Annotated in this window: 25 protein-coding genes, 1 tRNA gene and 1 pseudogene; 23 read left to right on the forward strand and 4 right to left on the reverse strand. The window is 70.8% G+C overall.

Features of this window, described 5'->3' with window-relative positions; genetic code table 11:
• Positions 1-7: 7 nt before the first annotated feature.
• Entirely contained in the window at positions 8-2,053 is a 2,046-nt protein-coding gene (locus E4J16_RS09515) for an ATP-binding cassette domain-containing protein (RefSeq protein WP_136313849.1), read from the reverse strand.
• On the opposite strand from E4J16_RS09515, the gene E4J16_RS15120 reads away from it, so the two are divergent.
• On the forward strand, positions 2,046-2,210 hold the full coding sequence (locus tag E4J16_RS15120) for a hypothetical protein (RefSeq protein WP_168709483.1): 165 nt from the start codon (positions 2,046-2,048) through the stop codon (positions 2,208-2,210). The genes E4J16_RS09515 and E4J16_RS15120 overlap by 8 nt on opposite strands.
• Here the strand turns inward: E4J16_RS15120 and E4J16_RS15345 are convergent.
• A complete protein-coding gene (locus tag E4J16_RS15345; RefSeq protein ID WP_136313850.1) occupies positions 2,143-2,937 on the reverse strand; it encodes an FHA domain-containing protein in 795 nt (264 codons plus the stop codon). The genes E4J16_RS15120 and E4J16_RS15345 overlap by 68 nt on opposite strands.
• Here E4J16_RS15345 and E4J16_RS09525 point away from each other — a divergent pair.
• Positions 2,911-2,986 (forward strand) — tRNA-Arg (locus E4J16_RS09525). The two genes, E4J16_RS15345 and E4J16_RS09525, sit on opposite strands and share 27 nt — an antisense overlap.
• A gap of 118 nt (positions 2,987-3,104) precedes the next feature.
• Positions 3,105-4,337, forward strand: coding sequence for a tyrosine-type recombinase/integrase (locus E4J16_RS09530; protein ID WP_168708075.1), 1,233 nt, complete (start codon positions 3,105-3,107; stop codon positions 4,335-4,337).
• On the opposite strand, the gene E4J16_RS09535 is transcribed toward E4J16_RS09530, so the two are convergent.
• Positions 4,330-4,713: an ImmA/IrrE family metallo-endopeptidase gene (locus E4J16_RS09535; protein ID WP_136313851.1), complete on the reverse strand. Its 384-nt coding sequence runs from the start codon at positions 4,711-4,713 to the stop codon at positions 4,330-4,332. The two genes, E4J16_RS09530 and E4J16_RS09535, sit on opposite strands and share 8 nt — an antisense overlap.
• Positions 4,714-4,807: 94 nt before the next feature.
• A complete protein-coding gene (locus E4J16_RS09540; protein ID WP_136192412.1) occupies positions 4,808-5,089 on the reverse strand; it encodes a hypothetical protein in 282 nt (93 codons plus the stop codon).
• A 265-nt stretch (positions 5,090-5,354) separates the two neighbouring features.
• Between E4J16_RS09540 and E4J16_RS09545 the strand changes: the two genes are divergently transcribed.
• From E4J16_RS09545 to E4J16_RS09635, 20 genes and pseudogenes are all read left to right on the forward strand, one after another.
• Positions 5,355-5,801, forward strand: a complete 447-nt coding sequence (locus E4J16_RS09545) for a helix-turn-helix domain-containing protein (RefSeq protein WP_136313852.1) — start codon at positions 5,355-5,357, stop codon at positions 5,799-5,801.
• Complete coding sequence (locus E4J16_RS09550) at positions 5,798-6,163, forward strand: hypothetical protein (RefSeq protein WP_136313853.1); 366 nt, start codon at positions 5,798-5,800, stop codon at positions 6,161-6,163. The genes E4J16_RS09545 and E4J16_RS09550 overlap by 4 nt, the downstream gene beginning before the upstream one ends.
• The gene (locus E4J16_RS09555) at positions 6,163-6,417 is read left to right on the forward strand and encodes a helix-turn-helix domain-containing protein (protein WP_136192415.1); all 255 of its coding nucleotides are present in this window, start codon (positions 6,163-6,165) and stop codon (positions 6,415-6,417) included. The genes E4J16_RS09550 and E4J16_RS09555 overlap by 1 nt, the downstream gene beginning before the upstream one ends.
• A gap of 75 nt (positions 6,418-6,492) precedes the next feature.
• Positions 6,493-6,690: a hypothetical protein gene (locus E4J16_RS09560; protein ID WP_136313854.1), complete on the forward strand. Its 198-nt coding sequence runs from the start codon at positions 6,493-6,495 to the stop codon at positions 6,688-6,690.
• A complete protein-coding gene (locus E4J16_RS09565; protein ID WP_136313855.1) occupies positions 6,687-6,935 on the forward strand; it encodes a hypothetical protein in 249 nt (82 codons plus the stop codon). Before E4J16_RS09560 ends, E4J16_RS09565 begins: the two co-directional genes overlap by 4 nt.
• Positions 6,932-7,621, forward strand: coding sequence for a hypothetical protein (locus E4J16_RS09570; protein WP_136192418.1), 690 nt, complete (start codon positions 6,932-6,934; stop codon positions 7,619-7,621). The genes E4J16_RS09565 and E4J16_RS09570 overlap by 4 nt, the downstream gene beginning before the upstream one ends.
• A complete protein-coding gene (locus E4J16_RS09575) occupies positions 7,621-8,388 on the forward strand; it encodes a hypothetical protein (RefSeq protein ID WP_136313856.1) in 768 nt (255 codons plus the stop codon). The genes E4J16_RS09570 and E4J16_RS09575 overlap by 1 nt, the downstream gene beginning before the upstream one ends.
• On the forward strand, positions 8,388-8,714 hold the full coding sequence (locus tag E4J16_RS09580) for a hypothetical protein (protein WP_136192420.1): 327 nt from the start codon (positions 8,388-8,390) through the stop codon (positions 8,712-8,714). The genes E4J16_RS09575 and E4J16_RS09580 overlap by 1 nt, the downstream gene beginning before the upstream one ends.
• A complete protein-coding gene (locus tag E4J16_RS09585) occupies positions 8,711-10,561 on the forward strand; it encodes a ParB N-terminal domain-containing protein (RefSeq protein WP_136313857.1) in 1,851 nt (616 codons plus the stop codon). Before E4J16_RS09580 ends, E4J16_RS09585 begins: the two co-directional genes overlap by 4 nt.
• A complete protein-coding gene (locus E4J16_RS09590; RefSeq protein WP_136313858.1) occupies positions 10,561-11,487 on the forward strand; it encodes a hypothetical protein in 927 nt (308 codons plus the stop codon). Before E4J16_RS09585 ends, E4J16_RS09590 begins: the two co-directional genes overlap by 1 nt.
• On the forward strand, positions 11,484-11,690 hold the full coding sequence (locus tag E4J16_RS09595) for a hypothetical protein (protein ID WP_136313859.1): 207 nt from the start codon (positions 11,484-11,486) through the stop codon (positions 11,688-11,690). Before E4J16_RS09590 ends, E4J16_RS09595 begins: the two co-directional genes overlap by 4 nt.
• Before the next feature lie 48 nt (positions 11,691-11,738).
• A pseudogene (locus E4J16_RS09600) lies at positions 11,739-11,999 on the forward strand (thioredoxin domain-containing protein); the annotation flags it as partial.
• Positions 11,996-12,421, forward strand: coding sequence for a RusA family crossover junction endodeoxyribonuclease (locus E4J16_RS09605; RefSeq protein ID WP_136313861.1), 426 nt, complete (start codon positions 11,996-11,998; stop codon positions 12,419-12,421). The pseudogene E4J16_RS09600 and the gene E4J16_RS09605, both read left to right, overlap by 4 nt.
• Positions 12,418-12,972 carry a hypothetical protein gene (locus E4J16_RS09610; protein ID WP_136313862.1) on the forward strand — a complete coding sequence of 185 codons (555 nt, stop codon included), beginning with the start codon at positions 12,418-12,420 and terminating at the stop codon, positions 12,970-12,972. Before E4J16_RS09605 ends, E4J16_RS09610 begins: the two co-directional genes overlap by 4 nt.
• Complete coding sequence (locus tag E4J16_RS09615; RefSeq protein WP_136313863.1) at positions 12,972-13,280, forward strand: hypothetical protein; 309 nt, start codon at positions 12,972-12,974, stop codon at positions 13,278-13,280. Before E4J16_RS09610 ends, E4J16_RS09615 begins: the two co-directional genes overlap by 1 nt.
• Positions 13,277-13,792, forward strand: a complete 516-nt coding sequence (locus E4J16_RS09620) for a hypothetical protein (protein ID WP_136313864.1) — start codon at positions 13,277-13,279, stop codon at positions 13,790-13,792. Before E4J16_RS09615 ends, E4J16_RS09620 begins: the two co-directional genes overlap by 4 nt.
• Complete coding sequence (locus tag E4J16_RS09625; protein WP_136313865.1) at positions 13,789-14,424, forward strand: hypothetical protein; 636 nt, start codon at positions 13,789-13,791, stop codon at positions 14,422-14,424. Before E4J16_RS09620 ends, E4J16_RS09625 begins: the two co-directional genes overlap by 4 nt.
• Positions 14,425-14,451: 27 nt before the next feature.
• On the forward strand, positions 14,452-14,607 hold the full coding sequence (locus E4J16_RS15125) for a hypothetical protein (RefSeq protein ID WP_168708077.1): 156 nt from the start codon (positions 14,452-14,454) through the stop codon (positions 14,605-14,607).
• Entirely contained in the window at positions 14,604-15,293 is a 690-nt protein-coding gene (locus tag E4J16_RS09630) for a hypothetical protein (protein ID WP_136192430.1), read from the forward strand. The genes E4J16_RS15125 and E4J16_RS09630 overlap by 4 nt, the downstream gene beginning before the upstream one ends.
• Positions 15,294-15,388: 95 nt before the next feature.
• Positions 15,389-16,645, forward strand: coding sequence for an HNH endonuclease (locus E4J16_RS09635; RefSeq protein WP_136192431.1), 1,257 nt, complete (start codon positions 15,389-15,391; stop codon positions 16,643-16,645).
• The last annotated feature ends 208 nt before the right edge of the window (positions 16,646-16,853 follow it).

Genomic DNA, 16,853 nt, shown 5'->3' on the forward strand with positions numbered 1-16,853 from the left:
GCCTAGGTCAGCGGCGGTCGCGGCGGGCGAGGCCGATGTAGCAGGCCACGAAGCAGACCAGGCCGATGGCGGAGAGCAGGCCGAGGTCGACCGCCCACTGGGAGGCGGTGTGGTCCCACAGGTCTTCGGCGCGGTAGGGCAGGATCTCGTTCATGTTGACCGTTGATGCGGCCATGGCGTAGCCCCAGCGGGCGGGGATGAACCAGGCCAGCTGCTCGAACACGGCCCTGCCCGCGATGGGGATGACGCCGCCGGCCAGCACCAGCTGCGCCATGATGGTGACCACCAGCACGGGCATGACCTGCTCGGAGGAGGACACGAAGGCGGAGACGGTCAGGCCCAACAGACCGGAGACGAAGGCGATCGCCCAGCAGCACGCGGCCAGCTCCAGGCCCGGGGAGCCCAGCAGGACGGCGTCGCTGGGGGCCTTGTTCAGTGCCAGGGCGATCCCAACCATGACGGCGGTCTGCACCGTGACGATCAGGGCGAGCACGAGCGCCTTGGCCACCAGGTAGGAGCCCGCCCGCAGGCCCACCGCCTTCTCCCGCAGGTACACGTCGCGCTCCCCCACCAGCTCACGGATGGTGGCGGCCATCCCGGAGAAGGCGGCGCCGGTGATGAGAATGACCAGTAGCTCGAGCGCCTGGGTGGAGTAGGTGACGCAGGGCTGCTCCGGCGTCGGATCCGGCAGGTCGGGGACGGCGAAGCCGTTGGAGCCGGCGATGGCCTTGGTGAGCAGGCCGATGATCACCGGCAGGGCCAGCATGAACACCAGGTAGGAGGGATCGGCGGCGATGATGCGCAGGTGGCGCCGTACCAGGGTGGAGACCTGCCGCAGGGCCGTCTGCTGGGGGGCCTGGCGGGTGTCGGCGTCGGTGGAAGTGGTCAGCTTGCGGCCGTCGCCGCGGCGGGTGGACGGGACGGTCGCCTCCAGGTGGGCGCGCAGCTCGGCGGCGTGGTTGCGGATCAGGGCGTACACGTCGGCGAAGCCGTCAATCGACACCGGGTCCGCGAAGCCGCCTCGGGGCGGATTCACAACCAGCCGCCCCGCCTGCCCGAACTCCGCCAGGCGGGTACGGAAGTACCCGATCACCTCGCGCGGAGCCCCGAAGTAGACGGGCGTGCCGCCGGCGGCGAGGATGAGGACCTTGTCGGCCCGGTCGATGTGGTTCTCATTGTGGGTGACCACGACCACGGTGCGTCCGGTGTCGCCGGGGCGAGTGCCGTGGGCGAGGGAGGCCAGCAGGTCCATCACGTCCCGGTCCAGCTGCGGGTCCAGGCCGGAAGTGGGCTCATCCAGGAACAGCAGGGACGGGCGGGTCAGCAGCTCGATGGCGGTGGACACGCGCTTGCGCTGACCGCCGGAGAGCTGCTTGACCTTCTTGTCCACGTGCTCGGACAGGTCCAGGTCCTCCAGGACCTCGTCGATCCGGGCGCGCCGCTCGGCCTTGGACACGTCCTTGGCGAACCGCAGCTCGGAGGCGTACTCCAGGGTCTGGCGCACGGTCAGGGCGGAGTGGACCACGTCGTTCTGCGGCACCACCCCGATCTTGTTGCGCATGACCGGGTAGTGCTCGTACACGTCCAGGCCATCGAACAGGACCTGCCCCTGCTGGGCCTTCTGCTCCCCGGTCAGGGCCTTGAGCAGGGTGGACTTGCCCGCGCCCGAGGGCCCCACCACCGCCAGCAGCTCATTGCCGGGCAGGGCGAAGGAGACGCCGTCGAGCAGGGTCAGCTTGCCGTCGTTGACGGAGAAGGTCAGGTCGCGGCCCACCAGCTCCCCCGCGGCGGCGGCCACCTGCACCTCGCAGGTGCCGTCCGGGCTGATGACCACGAAGGTGGAGCCCATGCCGAAGGTGGTCGGCTCGGTCACCCGGTAGCTCTGCACCCGCTGCTGGCCCACGAACACGCCATTGGTGGACCGCAGGTCCGTCACCACGATTCCCTGCGGGGTCAGGTCCACCCGCGCGTGGTGGCCGGACACGCGCGGGTCATCCAGGCGCAAATTGGCGTCGGGGGCCCGCCCGATGGTGCCGGAGGAGGTGATGGTCACCTTGGCGATGGTTCGACGGCGTCCGGTCGGGAAGCCGCCGGTGCTGCCAGACGCCGCCGAGCGAGGCGAGCCGGAGGAGCCGGCGATGGTTACCGACGACGCGGCGGGATCGACGAAGGTGGCGGCCGCCGAGGCGGACTCGGCGGAGGGCCCGTAGCCGGTCGGCGCCGAGTCGGCGGAGGGCCCGTAGCCGACGGGGGTGGACGCCGGGGCCTGCCGCGCCGGGGCCTGCTGCCCGTAAGACGACGGGGCGGGAGCCGGCGTCGGGGCGGGCGGCGCCGTCGGGCCCGGGCGGGGGGCGGCGGGAACTGCGGCGCCTGCCCCCGGGACGGAGCAGCCGGCGCGGGGGCGGGGGCCGCAGACGGGACTGATGCGGGCAGGGGCGCAGATGCGGGCGGGGCACCGGCCGGCGCCGTCGGCACCAGGTCGATGCCCGGCCCGGAGCTGTTGGCGAGGTAGACGCGGGTGGGTCCGGTGACCAGTGCGCGACGGGTGTCCTGGCCGGCCACCAGCATCCCGTTGGTGCGTGAGACGCACTCCACCAGCCAGCCCTCCGGCGTCGGCGTAATGCGCAGGTGCTCGCCGGAGACCACATTGGATGTGGACACGACGACGTCGCAGGTGGGACGCCGACCAACAGTGAAGGCGGCGGTGAAGATGCGCGGCTGTTCGTATGCGGGAGCGTTGGTCAGGCGCACGGCAAGCGCTGTGGGTGGCACGTGGGTCCTTCCGGGATCTTGGGAGCGGGAGTTCACCAGCTTGGCCGAAACGATACCTTCATCGTCCAGGAGCGCGAGGCAGTTCCCCCTCCTCCGAGTGGGAACTTCTGCCCATTGTGACGTACGCTGAGCCGGCAAGCCTCCGTAGCTCAATGGATAGAGCATCGGCCTTCTAATCCGCAGGTTCCCGGTTCGAGTCCGGGCGGGGGCACCACCGAAAAGTCCATATCGCGCGGGAAACCGCCCCTCCCCCACCAACGCTAGAGCCCGCTATTTCGTCTATTTCAGCTATGGTATGGCTGCACCTGGGGCTGCACCGATGGAGGGCTGGCATGGCGGGTAGGGGCAAGGGCGAGGGGTCCATCTACAAGGAGGCGTCCGGACTGTGGGCGGCGGTGATCCCGCTGCCGCCGGACCCGGTCACTGGCAAGCGGCGACGCAAGTATGTGCGCGCCAAGTCCAAGGCCGAGGCGGTCCGGAAGATGCGCGCCGCCCAGCTGGAGCTGGCTCGCACAGGTGACATCTCCACCGGCCGGGGGCTGACCCTCGCGGAGTGGCTGGACCGGTGGATCGAGCAGGACGTGGCGCCCCGACGTAAGCCGGCCACCACCGCCGACTACAAGTCGGTCATCCGTGTGCACATCAACCCGGCGATCGGCTCCCGCCGCGTCGACCAGCTCACCGCCGCCGACGTCCGCGCCCTCCACGCCCGCATCGCCGCCGCCGGCGCCTCCACCTCCACAGCCGCGAAGGTGCACCGTGTGCTGCGGGCGGCGCTCGCGGTGGCGGAGCGTGAGGAGATAGCCCCTCGTAATATCGCCCGCCTGGTCAAGGCCCCGCCCGCACCCATCAGGGCACCCCGTGCCATGACCGCCGACGAGGCCCGCCACTTCCTGGCCGCACGCACCACGGACCGTGCCCGGTGGATGGTCTCCCTGATGCTCGGCGTCCGCCAGGGCGAGGCCCTGGGCATGACCCTCACCAACCTGCACCTCGACGTCGCCGACGGCGGCACGCCGTGGGTGGATCTCGCCTGGGAGCTGCGCCGGGTCACCTGGGCGCACGGCTGCGGCCCCCACACCGACGGCGGCGGCTGGCCGTGCAGGCGGAAGCGCGGCTCCGACTGCCCCGACCGCACCGCCCCCATTCCCGACGGCATGGAGGCCGAGCAGGCCCACGGCGGCCTCTGGCTACTACGCCCCAAAACCGTCGGCTCCAACCGTCGCGTGGCCCTCCCAACCGTGCTCGCGGACGCGCTCGCGGAGCACATCGAAGCGGCTCGGCCGACTCGGTTCGTGTTCGAATCGTCGCCCGGGCTGCCGATCGATCCGCGGCGCGACTACGGCGCCTGGAAGGCTGCGCTCGCGGAGGAGGGGCTGCCGGAGATGTCGCTGCACTCGGCCCGCCACACGTGCGCGACGCTGCTGTTGGAGGCGGGGGTGCCGCTGCGGACGGCGCAGGAGATCCTGGGCCAGACGCAGGCGCTTACGACGGCGCGGTATCAGCACCCCAGTCTCGGGGTGCAGGCGCAGGCGCTCGACGCCGTCGCCGGGGCGCTCACCTGACCCTCAGCATGTCCTGATAGGCAGCGACGACCCAGCGCGCGACGTCAAGTTCTACGGCCAGCGCGCCCGGGTGCGGACCCACCGCAACCTCGGCGCGACGGTAGCTCTCGGGGGTGACGAGACGGCAGGCCACAGCCCGGTTGATGTGCGCCTCGACCGCGCCACCCTGGTGGCCGTCGTCCCCGCGGCGTGCGTGCTCCAGCTCGTGCATCAGCGTGGGGACGGCGAGGCGGTCGGGCATCCCCTCCCGCAGGAGGATCATGCGCGTGGCCAGGTGGTAGGCACCTCTCAGCCCGGCCGGCATGCGAGTTACCCAATGCACGAGGATGCCCTGCTCGGCAGCATTGTCGAGCAGGGCATCCATCGTTGGTCTCATGAGCGGGGATGCTAACCCTGACCTCAGACACGAATATCGACCGCACTTGTAGCACCTCACTTACAAGCAGGGTCGCGGTGCGCTCGCCGCCAACTCAGAGCGACTCGTCCTCCCCGTAGGGGATGTCCTGGGACTCCTCGCCAAGGTCGTCGCGCCATCCGGTCGTCTCCGCCAGCTCCTCGTCGGCTCCCGGCTCGACCTGGGCGGCAAGCTCCTCCAGAGGAGGCAACCCCTCCGGCCAATCAGCACGCCGCTCCCCCAGCTCGACAACCTTTGCACGCTCGCGCTCGCGGACCATCTCCTGCGCCTCACGCAGCACCTCCACCGGGTCTAGACCGAGCGACTCCGCGATGGCCTCCAGCTCACCTACTGTCATCGCTCGACCGCGGCGGAGCACGTCACCGAGACGAGTCAGCCGCACACCAGACCTTCGCGAGAGCTCACGCAGGCTCATCCCGCTGCCCTCAAGCGCGTCTCCAAGCGCCTCAGACACCCTCGCATCGGCCGGGTGCTGCTCAATCGACCTGCTACCCATATCGTGATGTTCTCACATGCGAACACGCAAGGCAATCCCTCTTGACAACGTTCGCGATTGCGAGCACTCTTCTCTCAGGCGTTCGCAATCGCGAACGGAAGGAGGAATGATGTCGGTCGCGTCCGAGATCCGAGCTGAGATGGCACGCCGCGGCGTCACGGGCACCGCGCTCGCCGACGAGGTGTCGCTCAAACGCCCGTACCTGTCCCTGCGGCTGAACGAACATGCTGACCTTAAGGTAGGCGAGCTCGTGGCTATCGGCGACGCCCTCGGCGTGCCCGGGTGGGAGCTACTGCGCCGCAGCAGGCGTCCCCAACCCGGGACTACCTCGGAGTCATCCCCCGCCGTCGTCGAACCCGAGCCAGGGGTGCAGGCACGCGGCATCGCCGCCGTCGAGCACGTGGGTGCTGCGCTCGCGGGTGTGCCGGCGGAGGACCTGCTGGCCCATGAGCAGGCGTGTGACTCGTGCTGGTCGCTGGACGACGCGGCCCGGCACCTGTCCGGTGACGAGGACCCAGCCACGCACCGCTCCTCCGACGAGGAGGTGGCGTGATGCAACGCCCTGTACTTGCCCTGCGGACGCCTGATGGCGCCATGTTGGCCACGGTCCCTGATGAGCCGGTGGAGATCATCATCGAGCCCCAGAGCCCTGTTGCAGTCGTGCGCGTCAGTCTCTTCGTGGAGGCGATCGAGGGAGCGCTATGGCTGCTTCCTTCCTCCCAGGGTCGGGAAGAGAAGGCCACCTCCTCGGTGAGTGGTGATGGGGATGAGGCCACCGAGGAGGTGCACCCCGCCGCCGGCCGGTTCGACTCCTGCCGGTCGTGCGGCGGGTGCGGGGCGGGGCTGGCGTCTCGTAGCTGCGCCGGCCCCGCCCACCCCACCACCAGTGACATCCCGGATGGGGGTGAGGCGTGATGGCCGCCGCGACGCTGGAGGCGATCGCGGAGCGCCTGGACCGGATCGAGCGGGCCCTGACCGCCGGCGCCGTCCCGGAGGTGCGGTCCCTGTCGGTGGCGGATGTGTGCCGCCTGACCGGTATCCCCCGCCCGGCCGTGCTGGCCGCGATCCGTACCGGGGATCTCCCGGCGATCGAGATCGGGGAGCGGACTCGGGTGGTGCGCCCCACCGACCTGGATGCGTGGCTCACTGCCCGTGAGCTCCGCGTCTGAACCCAGCCCAGACAAAGAAGTGGCCGCCAGCAATGTGCCTGCCGGCGGCCGGTGAGCCACAGAAAGGACAAACCAATGGCTCGAACCAAATCTTACAAGCCCCGTCACCTCGCCCCGCGGAAGCGTCTGGTCGATGTCATCCGGGACGCCGCCCACACCGCTGAGCACGGGCTGGCCGACTGGCTGCTCGCCGAAGACGGCGTCGCCGAGGGCACGACCGCCTACCTGAACTCGCTCACCGACAACACCATGGAGGAGGTGCCGGCCCGATGACTGCTCGTGTGTCTGGCCTGTCTCGCGCCGCCCGCGCGACTATCGCCGCTGAGGGGATCACCGTGCGCCAGTACGTCGACTACCACGTCGGCCCCGACACTGCCCGGTGGCCGGGTGACCGGTGCGGCTGCACCGATGACCGCTGCGACGGCTACCACCACATGGCCGGCGAGCCGTGCCCGTGCGTGGAGGTCCTGTCCCGCAACGCCGCAGCCACCTCCCGCGAGGAGGCGATGGTGCGATGAGTACGGAGAAGCGGATCATGGCTGGTGCGTGCCTGCTGTGTGTGGGTGTGCTAGTGGGCTGTGTGCAGGTGTGGCTGGCCGTGGCGGGCCGGGCGCCGGCGATGTCGGGGCTGTCGCTGCTGTCCCTGGGCCTGGGTGGCCTGGGCGCCGGCCTGATGATCGTGGCCGGTGATGGTGGACCCGCCCCTGCGGGTGTGGGCGCTGCGCCGGCCCGGCATGGTCCGGCCGGTGCTAGCGGTGCCGGCGGTGCTGCGGCGTCGGCGTCGACCCCTGACACCGACGACGTCGACGACGATGCCGGTGCTGAGGAGGTGCTGGCGGCCGCAGCGCGGATCGTGGACGGCGCGGTCGCGGATGAGGCGGACGCTGCCGTGGCCCGTATCCATGGTGTGCCGCACTCGCATCTGCGGATGGTGCTGTCCCCTGGTGGGCAGGTCACCACGGGCGCGGGCGCCACCGGAGACGGCGACGTCGAGGGTGACGACGTCGGGGTGCCGGGGGTGGTGTGCGAGCTGGTGGCCCCGTCCGGGTGGATGGGTGCGGGCCTGATAAGTCTGGCTGAGACGCTGATGAGCCACAGGCGGATGCAGGAGCTGCTGGGCCAGCTCGCGGCCGACGGCGACGCCTCCGCGATCGCTGCGGCCGAGTACCTGCGCATCGACATCCCTGATGGGAGGGAGCAGTGATGGGCCGGCCGGTTAAGGATTCGCCGACGATGGACCTGGTGCTGGCGGCAGTAGCCGACGGCAACCACGCCTACCCTGCCCTGGAGCGGGCCACGGGACGCACCCGTAAGCGGATCTCGACCATCCTGTCGCGCCTGCGCGGCAAGGGCCTGATCACAGGTACTGCGTCGGACGGCTCGGTGCGGGTCACCGACGCGGGCCGGCGGATGCTGGCCGGAGACCGGTCGGCTATCGGCCAGCTGGGCCGCTGCCCGACCACGGCACACCTGGTGCTGTCCACTCTCGCGGCGGCGGGCCCGTGCCCGCTGGGGGTGCTGGTGGACGCCACCGGCGTGCGCAAGTCCGCGGTGCGCGCCTGCCTCGCCAAGCTCCGCCAGCGCGGCCGCCTGTCCTACACGGGAGGCGCCTACGCCCTGACCGGCCAGGGACGCGCCCTGGAGGCCGAGTACACGGCCGCCTACGGCACCCCGCCCGGCCTGCCCACCAACGAGCAGGTCTCCGCGGCGTGGCGGGCCGAGCAGGACCGGCGGGAGGAGCGCGCCGGGCAGCTACGAGCCGCCCGGGCCGAGCAGGAGCGCCGGCGCGCCACCCGCAAAGCCGCCAAGCCCAAGCGCCGGCGTGCAAAGGCCGCCAAGCCGAGGACGGTTAAGCGCGCCACCAAACCAGCCGCCGCACCCGCTGCTGTGGCGTCGTCGGGGCCGGTGCGGCTCGGCCCCATCAGGGCCCAGCGGCGTCGTCCGCTGCCCACCGAAGGGTGGGTGCGCTGATGCCTCCTGCGAACAACATCTCGGCCGGGCCGCGCCGCAAGACGTGGATGGCCATGACGGACCACCAGCAGCGTCAGGCCCTGCGCCTGACCCTCAACACCCTGTCCGCCGCCGCGACCGGCAGCCCTGCCGGGGTCGCCCAGACCCTTGCCGAGGCCGCCGCCATTGCACCGGCGGTGGAGGACCACGTGGCGTGGGCGGCCGCCTACCTGACCGCGACGCTGCGCCTGACCGTCGACCCGACCGGCCAGGTCAGCCGCCACCTCACCACCGGCAGACAGCTGCGCGCCCAGACCGCGCCCGCCCAGGAAGGACTCTTCACATGACCACCACGACACTGGACATAACCCCACCCGCCGCGCTCGCGGACCGCGTGGTGATCGACGCCGATGACGACCAGGCGCGGCTGGTGGCTGAGCATCTGCTGGCCGCTGCCGCCGGGGGTGAGGAGACGGTGTGCGTCTCGCAGGCGACCCTCGCGGCGACGACGGGCCTGTCGGCGCGGACGCTGCGGCGGGTGCTGGACCGGCTGCTGGAGGCCGGCTGGATCACCGTCACGGTGGCGGCGACGCCGAATATGCCGGCCACCTACGACCTGTCCCGGCTGCGTGAGCTCGGGGTCATGCCGGCCTCGCAGCCCGCCTCGCCCGTCGGCGCGCCTGCTGGTGGTGTGCGCGTACTGACGGAGGCCGAGGCCCGCTCCCCGCTGGGGAATGTGGTGCCCGGTGAGCGAATCATGGTCGAGCCGGCTCTGTTGGAGGCGGGGTCGAACATCCGCCGGGCTTTGCGGGTGGATGAGCGCTTCACGGCCACGATCGCTGAGATGGGGGTGCTGCGCGATCTGCACGTGTATCCGACGCTGACGGGCCTGGTGGTGCTGGACGGGCACCGGCGCCTGGCCGCCGCCCTGGAGGCGGGCCTGGGGCTGGTGCCGGCGCTGATCGTTGAGCCCGCCGACGACGCCGACCGGATCAGTCAGCAGCTGGTGGAGAACGACGAGCACGCCCACACCCTGCCCACCGAGCGGGCCGACGCGGTCCGGCAGCTGATGCTGCTGGGCATGCCCAAGAGGGACCTGCGCAGGCGGGGCGTTGGGCCGGATGAGATCGACGCCGCCAAGGCGGTCACCGCGGCAGCGGAGCCGGTGCGTGAGCTCGGGCGTCGCGTGACGGGCCTCGACCTGGTGGCGCTGGGCAAGGTCGCTGACATCTCAGGGCAGATCGGCTCCCCGGAGGAGGTGGAGGAGATCGTCCAGGAGGTTCAGGCCCACCCGGAGCAGGTGGATCACATCGTGGAGCGCGCCCGGCGCGCCGTGCTGGCGCGGGACGCATACCAGCGGGTCGTGGACGAGCAGGCCGCCAATGGCGTGCGGGCGATCTCCTACGAACAGTTCCTCCACGAGGATCGATCCCGCTCCCGCATCCTGTCGGATCTGGTCGACGGCCGTGGCGAGCCGATCGACGAGGTCTCGCACGCCTCCTGTCCCGGTCACGTCGCCGTCGTGGACGTCGACTTCACGGTGTCGAGGGAACAGCGGGAGAAGGAGGGGCCCTCGTACCGGGTCCGCTGGTACGCGTGCATGGACTGGGCGGCCCACGGGCACCGCAACCGGTTCGCTGGCCCATCGTCGGGTGCGACGTCGGGGCCGCAGGACGAGCAGGTGCGTGCGGCGCGTGCCCGGGTGCGCCGGCGCAACGAGGACATGGACTCCGCTAACCGGGTGCGGCGGGCGTGGATCCGCGAGCAGCTGCTGCCCCGCCGGGTGCTGCCCACCGACGCCCTGGGCTACGTCCTCGCCGTGGTCCGCTACGCGCACTCCTACGTCACCGGCATGGCTAAGGACAAGGGCCTGGAGCACCTCGGGCTGTCTCCTGCCGGCCTGGACCAGGACGCCACCGGGTCACCGCGGGAGGCGAAGCGGGGGCTGCTGGCCTGGGCGCTGGCTCTGATGGAGGGGACCATCGTCCGCGATTCCTGGCGCCAGGACGACCCCGGCCACATGTACGACCGGATGCTCGCCACCCACCTGGACACCCTGGCCCGCTGGGGGTACGCCCCCGCCCCGATCGAGCAAGAGCTCATTGACGGGCTCGACACCACCGCTAACCACGACGACGAGGACGGTGTCGGCGAGGACGCCGGCACTGAGGAACACGAGAAGGGGGAGGACTGATGAGCGCTGTTGTGCGTTTGACTGTGCGGACCGCGTCGCTGCTGGGTGCGTTGCAGGGGCTGGTGCCGCACCTGCCGTCCCGGCAGCGGGATGAGGACCGGCCGGTCGGGGTCGGGGTGGCGCGCCTGACTGTCGCCGGCGACTACCTGCTGTGCCTGGCCGTCGCGAAGGACCGGGCCCGCTACGTGTGTACCCGGGCCCTGGTGGTCGACGTCGACGACGACGGCATGCCGGTGCCGGACGTGTGGGCCACCCGCCCGGTGCTGGCGGACCTGATCGGCATGCTGGCCCACGCCGACGCCCAGGACGTCGAGCTCACCATCGACGAGCGCAACCTGGCACTGACGGTGCGTGAGGTCGGGGTGCTGTGGGGCGGCCGCCAGGTCACCGTGCGCACGGACCCCCCGCCCCTGGACCCCGAGCGGGCCGACGTGGCCGCCATGCTGGTGCAGGCCTCCCAGGCCCGCCTGGCGTCCTGCGGGCACGTGGCCCTGTGGGCAAAGGACGCCACCGCCATGGGCCGCACCGCCGCGATGGTCGGTGACTCCCTGTCGTGCCGGCTCGGGGTCATGGGCGGGGATCAGACGGTCCTGGTGTGGGGGTACTCCGCTCGCCGCCGCACCGACGCCAACGACCTGGAGGAGGTGGTGCCGGGGTCCACCTACCTGGGCCTCACCATGGGCTCCCAGGACTCACACACGCTGCCTGTGTTTGAGGACGTGTCCTGCTACGCGGGGGACCTGCTGGACCCGCTGCTGGACGCCGTCCTGCCCGACCTCGACGGCGATGACGCCGACGCCGAGGTCTCCAGCATGGATGTGGAGGGCGCGTTCGTCCGCGCTATCGACGGCTACCTGGCCGGCCAGGACCCCGACGGCCCCGATGACACCGTCGGCGGCTCGCCGTGGGGTGGTGATGCGGCATGAGAGTGATCGTGCGTATCGAGCGGGACCTTGCCGGCCCGATCGAGGTCATCGAGGAGGTCCCCGCCGAGGTCGTGGATGAGTCGTCCGGGTCTGAGGTGGTGGCGGCCATCCGCCGTGAGGCGGCCCGGGTGGAGCGCCTGCTGTCCTGGGCCACCTCGCGGGCCCGCAGCCGCATCAACGCCACCACGGATCGGGAGGCGTGATGGGTACCCACGACCCCCGCGCCCCCCTGGTTCGACCTCTACACCAAGGACCACTGCCCGCGCTGCGACCAGGTGATCCGGCACCTGGAGCAGCTGGGCGCCCAGTACCGGGCCCGCCCGCTGGTCGATCACCCCGAGGCCCGGCGCCTGGCCGCCGACCAGCACATCACCAGCGCGCCCGTAGTGGTGGCAATGACCCCCGTGGGGCTTGTGGCCGGCGTGTGGGGCGGCTTCCGCCCCGACAAGGTCCGCCAGCACATCGACAACTACACGCCCAGCGTCTGGGACGAGCAGGAGGCCGGAGCATGACCACCAACACGACCCCCACCGATCTTGGGGTGCTGGTGTGGGACGCGGAGATGCGCCTGGCGGCCGCCGACGTCCTGACCGGCAACGGCCGGGACGGCCGGCGGGAAAAGATCCGCAAGACGCGGGCGATCCGGACCGTGGCTGAGGCGACCGCCCGCTACCGGCGCGCTCCTCGCCTTCACCGGGCGCGGATCGTCATCGACGTCGACTACCCCGACCGCCGCCGCCGGGACATCCACAACCTGCACTGGACCGTCAAGCCCCTGGTCGACGGCCTCACCAGGGCCGGCCTGCTCCCGGATGACGACGACCGCCACCTGGACTGCATCACCCTCCAGCCCTCCGGTCGGCTCTCGCCCAAGATCCTCGGCCAGCGCACCTACACCTTCCACATCCACGTCTACCAGGAGCCCACACCATGACCGACACACTCACCATCCGACCCACCCCCGCCGCCGAGCTGGAGCGTGGAATGCTCATCCGCCACCATGGTGAGACCCGGCAGATCGTGAGGGTGTGCGACTACGGCACGCAGCACGTCGTCATCTATTGCCACGACGGCACCAGTACATACCGTTCCGACGCGACACTCGACGTCGTCGTGCCGCCTGAGTCCGACCCTGAGCCCGAGGCCGAGTCCTGGCCGACGGAGCCGATCATCCGCATCCTCGACGGCCACCAGGGCCACCGCGACATCGGCGGCATGGTCGCCCTGCGCAGCAGCATGTACGCCTACCGCCTGCTCTCAGACGGCGACGAGGCCGCCCTCGTCCTCCGAGACCAGCCCGACGCGGAGATCGAGGACTGGGAGGGCCTGTCCGTCGTGCCGACCGAGGCCGTGCGGACGCTCAGCAGGCGGCTCTCTGAGCTTGGCATCGCCTCGCCGCTCCGCCGCGACGCCGCCATGGCCCGCGTCGTCGACGCCGCCGAGGGCCTCGTCCAGGTCGCTGACACCGGTCAGGACGCGGACTGATGACCAGTGGCATGAAGATCACCGGGACGGATCTGGCGGGCCTGATCCCTGCTGGCTCCTCGTCCGCGCCGGTACCCAACTCGGTGGCCTACGCCCTGCTGGAGCGCCTTGCCGACGCCGGCGGCCCCGACACCTGCGCCCATGGCCACGAATGGACGATCGCCACCGCCCGGGTCCGGGTACGTGACCGCCGCCGCTCCGGCAGAGGCATCGTCATCGAGCGTGACTGCCGCATCTGCAAGCACGAGGCGTACCGCGAGGCCCGCCGCCACACCCGCCACCAGATGAAGGGCGGGCGCCTCACATGACCACCACCCGTCACCTGGACGCCAAGCAGTCCCGGCAGGAGGAGATCGCTCTGGCCTACCAGGCCGCCTGCGAGGCCCGACGCGGCAAGCGGCATGGCGTCGTCGTCACTCCCGTGGAGGTAGTGGACCACCAGGTCCGCGCCGTGCTCCAGCTGGCGCAGGACCAGCACGGCCCCGGCAGGGACACGCTCGTGCGTATCCGCGCCCTGGACCCGTTCGGCGGGACCGGCATCTACCTCGCTCGCATGCTCCAGCTGGTGCCACTGTGCCCGGACGACAAGATCGTCCTCGCCTCCCAGGCGGTGATGGTCGAGATCGACCCTGACGCCTGCCAGGCCGCCGTCACCAATCTCAGAGCGGTGATGGCCGAGGAGACCGGCCAGGACCAGATCATGCCGCTGGTGTGCCAGGCCGACACCTACACCACCGGTGACGAGGTGTGGGACATGACCTGGCGGCTGGCCCACCTGTACCGGCGCACCCGAGCTGCCTGTGAGGAGGCGTCCGCGTGAGGACCGCCGCCGACTACGACTCCATGTGGAGCATCGCCACCCGCCAGGGTATACACCCCGGCCGCTGGAAGAACCTGCTCGACGGGCGCGAGAGCCTCGCCCACGTGTGCCGCATGGTCGCCTCTGACGCCATGGGTGCCGGCCTGCTGGTCTCCAAGCGGCGCGCGCTGCGCCCCGCCTACGCGCCCGGCATCGCCGAGTACACCAGCCGCATCACCGCTCTCGGCGCGATCCTGTACGCCAGGGACCTGCCCACCGTGGCAGCCCGACGCCTGGCGGCCCAGGCCCGGATCACGCAGGTTGCCGCCGTCATCGACCAGTGGCGAACCCTGGACGCCAACCGTGAGGCCGAGGCCGCCCTCGACGCCGTCGGCGGCCCGGGCACCGGCTCAGACATCTGGTGGTCCCGCCTACTCGACCACCACGCCCGCCCCTGCTGGGTCCCCGCCGACACCCACGACGACGACCTACCCCACGCCGCCCTGGTCATGACCGCCGCCACCGCCCTGTGCTGGCTCACGAACCTGTACACCGACCACCGCGTCACCGAAGATCCCCGCACCCTCGGATTCATCACCTACCCCGAACTATCCGCCTGGAAACGCGACCGCCACCACCAGACAGCCAACTAACCGACCAACCAGCAAAGGACCACAGCCATGACAGCACTACAACCACCGCCCGAGCCCAACAACCAGGGACCCGCCTACGTGATCGGCAAAATCATCGGCGGTCTGATCCTCGCCAGCCTAGGCGCCGCCGTCGTCTCCGCGCTCGCGGCCCTGACCATCATCATCTGGCGGTGGGCACTATGACCGCCACCAAACCCGGTCGGTACATCAACCGCCCAGTCGCCACCGAAGCCATCCAATGGGACGGCAGCGAGGAGTGCCTTGGGGCCATCGCGCGATGGGCTGAGGATGCCCTGGTGACCGTCTCTGTGGAGGGCCAGCTAGGCATCGACTCGCCGGAGAGTGCCATGCTTGCCTGCCCCGGGGACTGGATCATCCGCGGCGTGCCAGGCGAGTACTACCCCCGGAGGCCCAACACCTTCAACTCCGCCTTCCGGCCCGCCCCGCAAGGCGGCGCTGCGGGACCGACGGGTTCCGACGCCGACTACCTGTACCGCATCGCAGATCTTCTGCCAGGCAAGCACCGCGACCGCGCCCGCAACATCACCTCGGATGTCGAGCTGTTGCTCACCCATGTGGAGGACGCAATCTGGGTGATCGACCACGCCACCACCTCGCCCGAGCGGCGTCTCGCCGAGGTTCGTGAGTTGCTCGCCCAGCACCTGGTCACCGAGGACACCCGAGCGGAGATCGAAACCGAGGACGGCAGCCCGCCGACGGCGGACCGGATGCAGGCCCTGGCTGCCTTCCAGGTCGCTGTCGCTGCCTGCACTCTCGGCCTCGACGGCGACGCTCTGTCCGCTGTGCTGTCGCAGGCGCTGCAGGCGGCAGAGAGAACTGCCAGCTCTCAGCGGTCCCTCCGGGGGTAACCCCCGATGACGCTTGCTTGTTCTCGTGGCCCGCCCGCGCTCGCGGGCGCTATGGCCCTTGTTGTTCTTGTTTCCCCCATTGTTAGGAGCCTTGTATGACTTGGCAGCGGTCTGGTGACACTGCGGCGGATGATCCCCGTGTGCTCGCGGTGCTGTCTCAGCCTGAGGCTGATGGTCGGCTCCTGAACGAGGTACGCGGGTTCATCTGGGCGCTGTCGCTGGAGAGCGCGAAGTACAAGACGGACTACGCGGTCAACCTGGGTGTGACGGTCAAGTGCGCGGGCGGTGACTTCGAGCGCGCCAAGCTCCTGACCGACCTGTGCGTCCGCACCGGGCTCCTGGAGCGGGTGGAGATCAACGGCCTGCCTGGGGTGAAGCTGATTGAGGATCCGGACTTCATTCACCTGATCAAGAAGGCCGAGAGCGACTGGGACCGTCAGCGCAAACGCGACTGCTCGGACCCGAACCTGAAGTGGCCGGTAATCCTTCGCGATGGGGACCACTGCCGGTACTGCCACCACGAGGTGCACTGGACCGGCAAGATGTCCAACCGCAAGGCCACGCTGGACCATCGCGTCCCCGGTCAGCCGGGGACTGTGGACACCCTTGTGGTGGCGTGCGCGCGTTGCAACAGCGCGCGTCGTGACGACGAGGACGGGACCTGGGACCAGGAGCACCCGCTCCTACCTGTCCCGGCCCGCCCCTACTACGGCAACTGGTCCCGCAAGCACCTGGTCGAGCGCGGGCTGTTAGTGGCCGACGCCCCGGTGGGGGCGGACTCCGACAATATTCGGCAGGTGGACGCCTCCGGCCCTGATCAAGCCGGCCAGGTGGTCCCCGCCCTGGGAACGCCCCCGGCGTCGTCGCAGCCAGCGACGGCGCGTCCGCAGGGGCTCCAGGTCGGCAACCCCGGCACCGCAGATCTCGGTGCGCCCGCGGGTTCCTCGCCAGCGTCGGAGACTGCTCCCGCCCCGGTGTCGGCCGGCCAGCAGCCCCCGCCGCCCAGGCGCATGCGCTGGGGACCGCCACGCCGCAGCCCCAGGCCCGACCCGCAGGCGGGCCCGCCACCACCACACCCACGCCGTGACCGGGAGTTCACCGTGAGTTCACCGGGAGTTCACCATGAGTTCGGAACTGACTTCGAACTCAGTTCGAACTCCCAGCCTCCGGAGTACGTACTCCCCGGGTCGGGACGGGACGGACTCGGGAAGGGTCCGGGAAGGGACGGGCCTGGGTCGGGCACGGGTCGGGTCCGGGCTCGGGACGGCGCCGGGTCCGGGCCTGGGTCGGGTCTGGGTCGGGACGGGAGCGCTTGCCTGCCTCGGTCCCGCAGAAGGAGGAAACGGCGATGAGCGCATGTGTCCGTGGCTGCACGGTCCGTGGCATGCACGCCCCGGACTGTGACGGCACCAGCACCGACCCAAGCGGCCAGGTAGTTGAGTGCCTGGGGTGTCTGCCCAGGCCGGTGGTGGAGGGCGTGCTGTGTGGCCGGTGTTGGGGGCGCTTGCAGTCTGCTGTGCGCACGCTGCCGTCGTTGGTGGAGCACCTGTGTGCGGTGGC

This window comes from Actinomyces procaprae (genome assembly GCF_004798665.1).
GTDB classification, from domain to species: Bacteria; Actinomycetota; Actinomycetes; order Actinomycetales; family Actinomycetaceae; genus Actinomyces; species Actinomyces procaprae.

Excerpts from the sequence above, each read along its gene's own strand:
- E4J16_RS15120 (WP_168709483.1), top strand. The coding sequence starts at position 2,046 with ATGGTCACCTTGGCGATGGTTCGACGGCGTCCGGTCGGGAAGCCGCCG.
- E4J16_RS15345 (WP_136313850.1), bottom strand. The coding sequence starts at position 2,937 with ATGCTCTATCCATTGAGCTACGGAGGCTTGCCGGCTCAGCGTACGTCA.
- E4J16_RS09530 (WP_168708075.1), top strand. The coding sequence starts at position 3,105 with ATGGCGGGTAGGGGCAAGGGCGAGGGGTCCATCTACAAGGAGGCGTCC.
- E4J16_RS09535 (WP_136313851.1), bottom strand. The coding sequence starts at position 4,713 with ATGAGACCAACGATGGATGCCCTGCTCGACAATGCTGCCGAGCAGGGC.
- E4J16_RS09540 (WP_136192412.1), bottom strand. The coding sequence starts at position 5,089 with ATGACAGTAGGTGAGCTGGAGGCCATCGCGGAGTCGCTCGGTCTAGAC.
- E4J16_RS09545 (WP_136313852.1), top strand. The coding sequence starts at position 5,355 with ATGATGTCGGTCGCGTCCGAGATCCGAGCTGAGATGGCACGCCGCGGC.
- E4J16_RS09555 (WP_136192415.1), top strand. The coding sequence starts at position 6,163 with ATGGCCGCCGCGACGCTGGAGGCGATCGCGGAGCGCCTGGACCGGATC.
- E4J16_RS09560 (WP_136313854.1), top strand. The coding sequence starts at position 6,493 with ATGGCTCGAACCAAATCTTACAAGCCCCGTCACCTCGCCCCGCGGAAG.
- E4J16_RS09565 (WP_136313855.1), top strand. The coding sequence starts at position 6,687 with ATGACTGCTCGTGTGTCTGGCCTGTCTCGCGCCGCCCGCGCGACTATC.
- E4J16_RS09570 (WP_136192418.1), top strand. The coding sequence starts at position 6,932 with ATGAGTACGGAGAAGCGGATCATGGCTGGTGCGTGCCTGCTGTGTGTG.
- E4J16_RS09575 (WP_136313856.1), top strand. The coding sequence starts at position 7,621 with ATGGGCCGGCCGGTTAAGGATTCGCCGACGATGGACCTGGTGCTGGCG.
- E4J16_RS09580 (WP_136192420.1), top strand. The coding sequence starts at position 8,388 with ATGCCTCCTGCGAACAACATCTCGGCCGGGCCGCGCCGCAAGACGTGG.
- E4J16_RS09585 (WP_136313857.1), top strand. The coding sequence starts at position 8,711 with ATGACCACCACGACACTGGACATAACCCCACCCGCCGCGCTCGCGGAC.
- E4J16_RS09590 (WP_136313858.1), top strand. The coding sequence starts at position 10,561 with ATGAGCGCTGTTGTGCGTTTGACTGTGCGGACCGCGTCGCTGCTGGGT.
- E4J16_RS09595 (WP_136313859.1), top strand. The coding sequence starts at position 11,484 with ATGAGAGTGATCGTGCGTATCGAGCGGGACCTTGCCGGCCCGATCGAG.
- E4J16_RS09605 (WP_136313861.1), top strand. The coding sequence starts at position 11,996 with ATGACCACCAACACGACCCCCACCGATCTTGGGGTGCTGGTGTGGGAC.
- E4J16_RS09610 (WP_136313862.1), top strand. The coding sequence starts at position 12,418 with ATGACCGACACACTCACCATCCGACCCACCCCCGCCGCCGAGCTGGAG.
- E4J16_RS09615 (WP_136313863.1), top strand. The coding sequence starts at position 12,972 with ATGACCAGTGGCATGAAGATCACCGGGACGGATCTGGCGGGCCTGATC.
- E4J16_RS09620 (WP_136313864.1), top strand. The coding sequence starts at position 13,277 with ATGACCACCACCCGTCACCTGGACGCCAAGCAGTCCCGGCAGGAGGAG.
- E4J16_RS15125 (WP_168708077.1), top strand. The coding sequence starts at position 14,452 with ATGACAGCACTACAACCACCGCCCGAGCCCAACAACCAGGGACCCGCC.
- E4J16_RS09630 (WP_136192430.1), top strand. The coding sequence starts at position 14,604 with ATGACCGCCACCAAACCCGGTCGGTACATCAACCGCCCAGTCGCCACC.
- E4J16_RS09635 (WP_136192431.1), top strand. The coding sequence starts at position 15,389 with ATGACTTGGCAGCGGTCTGGTGACACTGCGGCGGATGATCCCCGTGTG.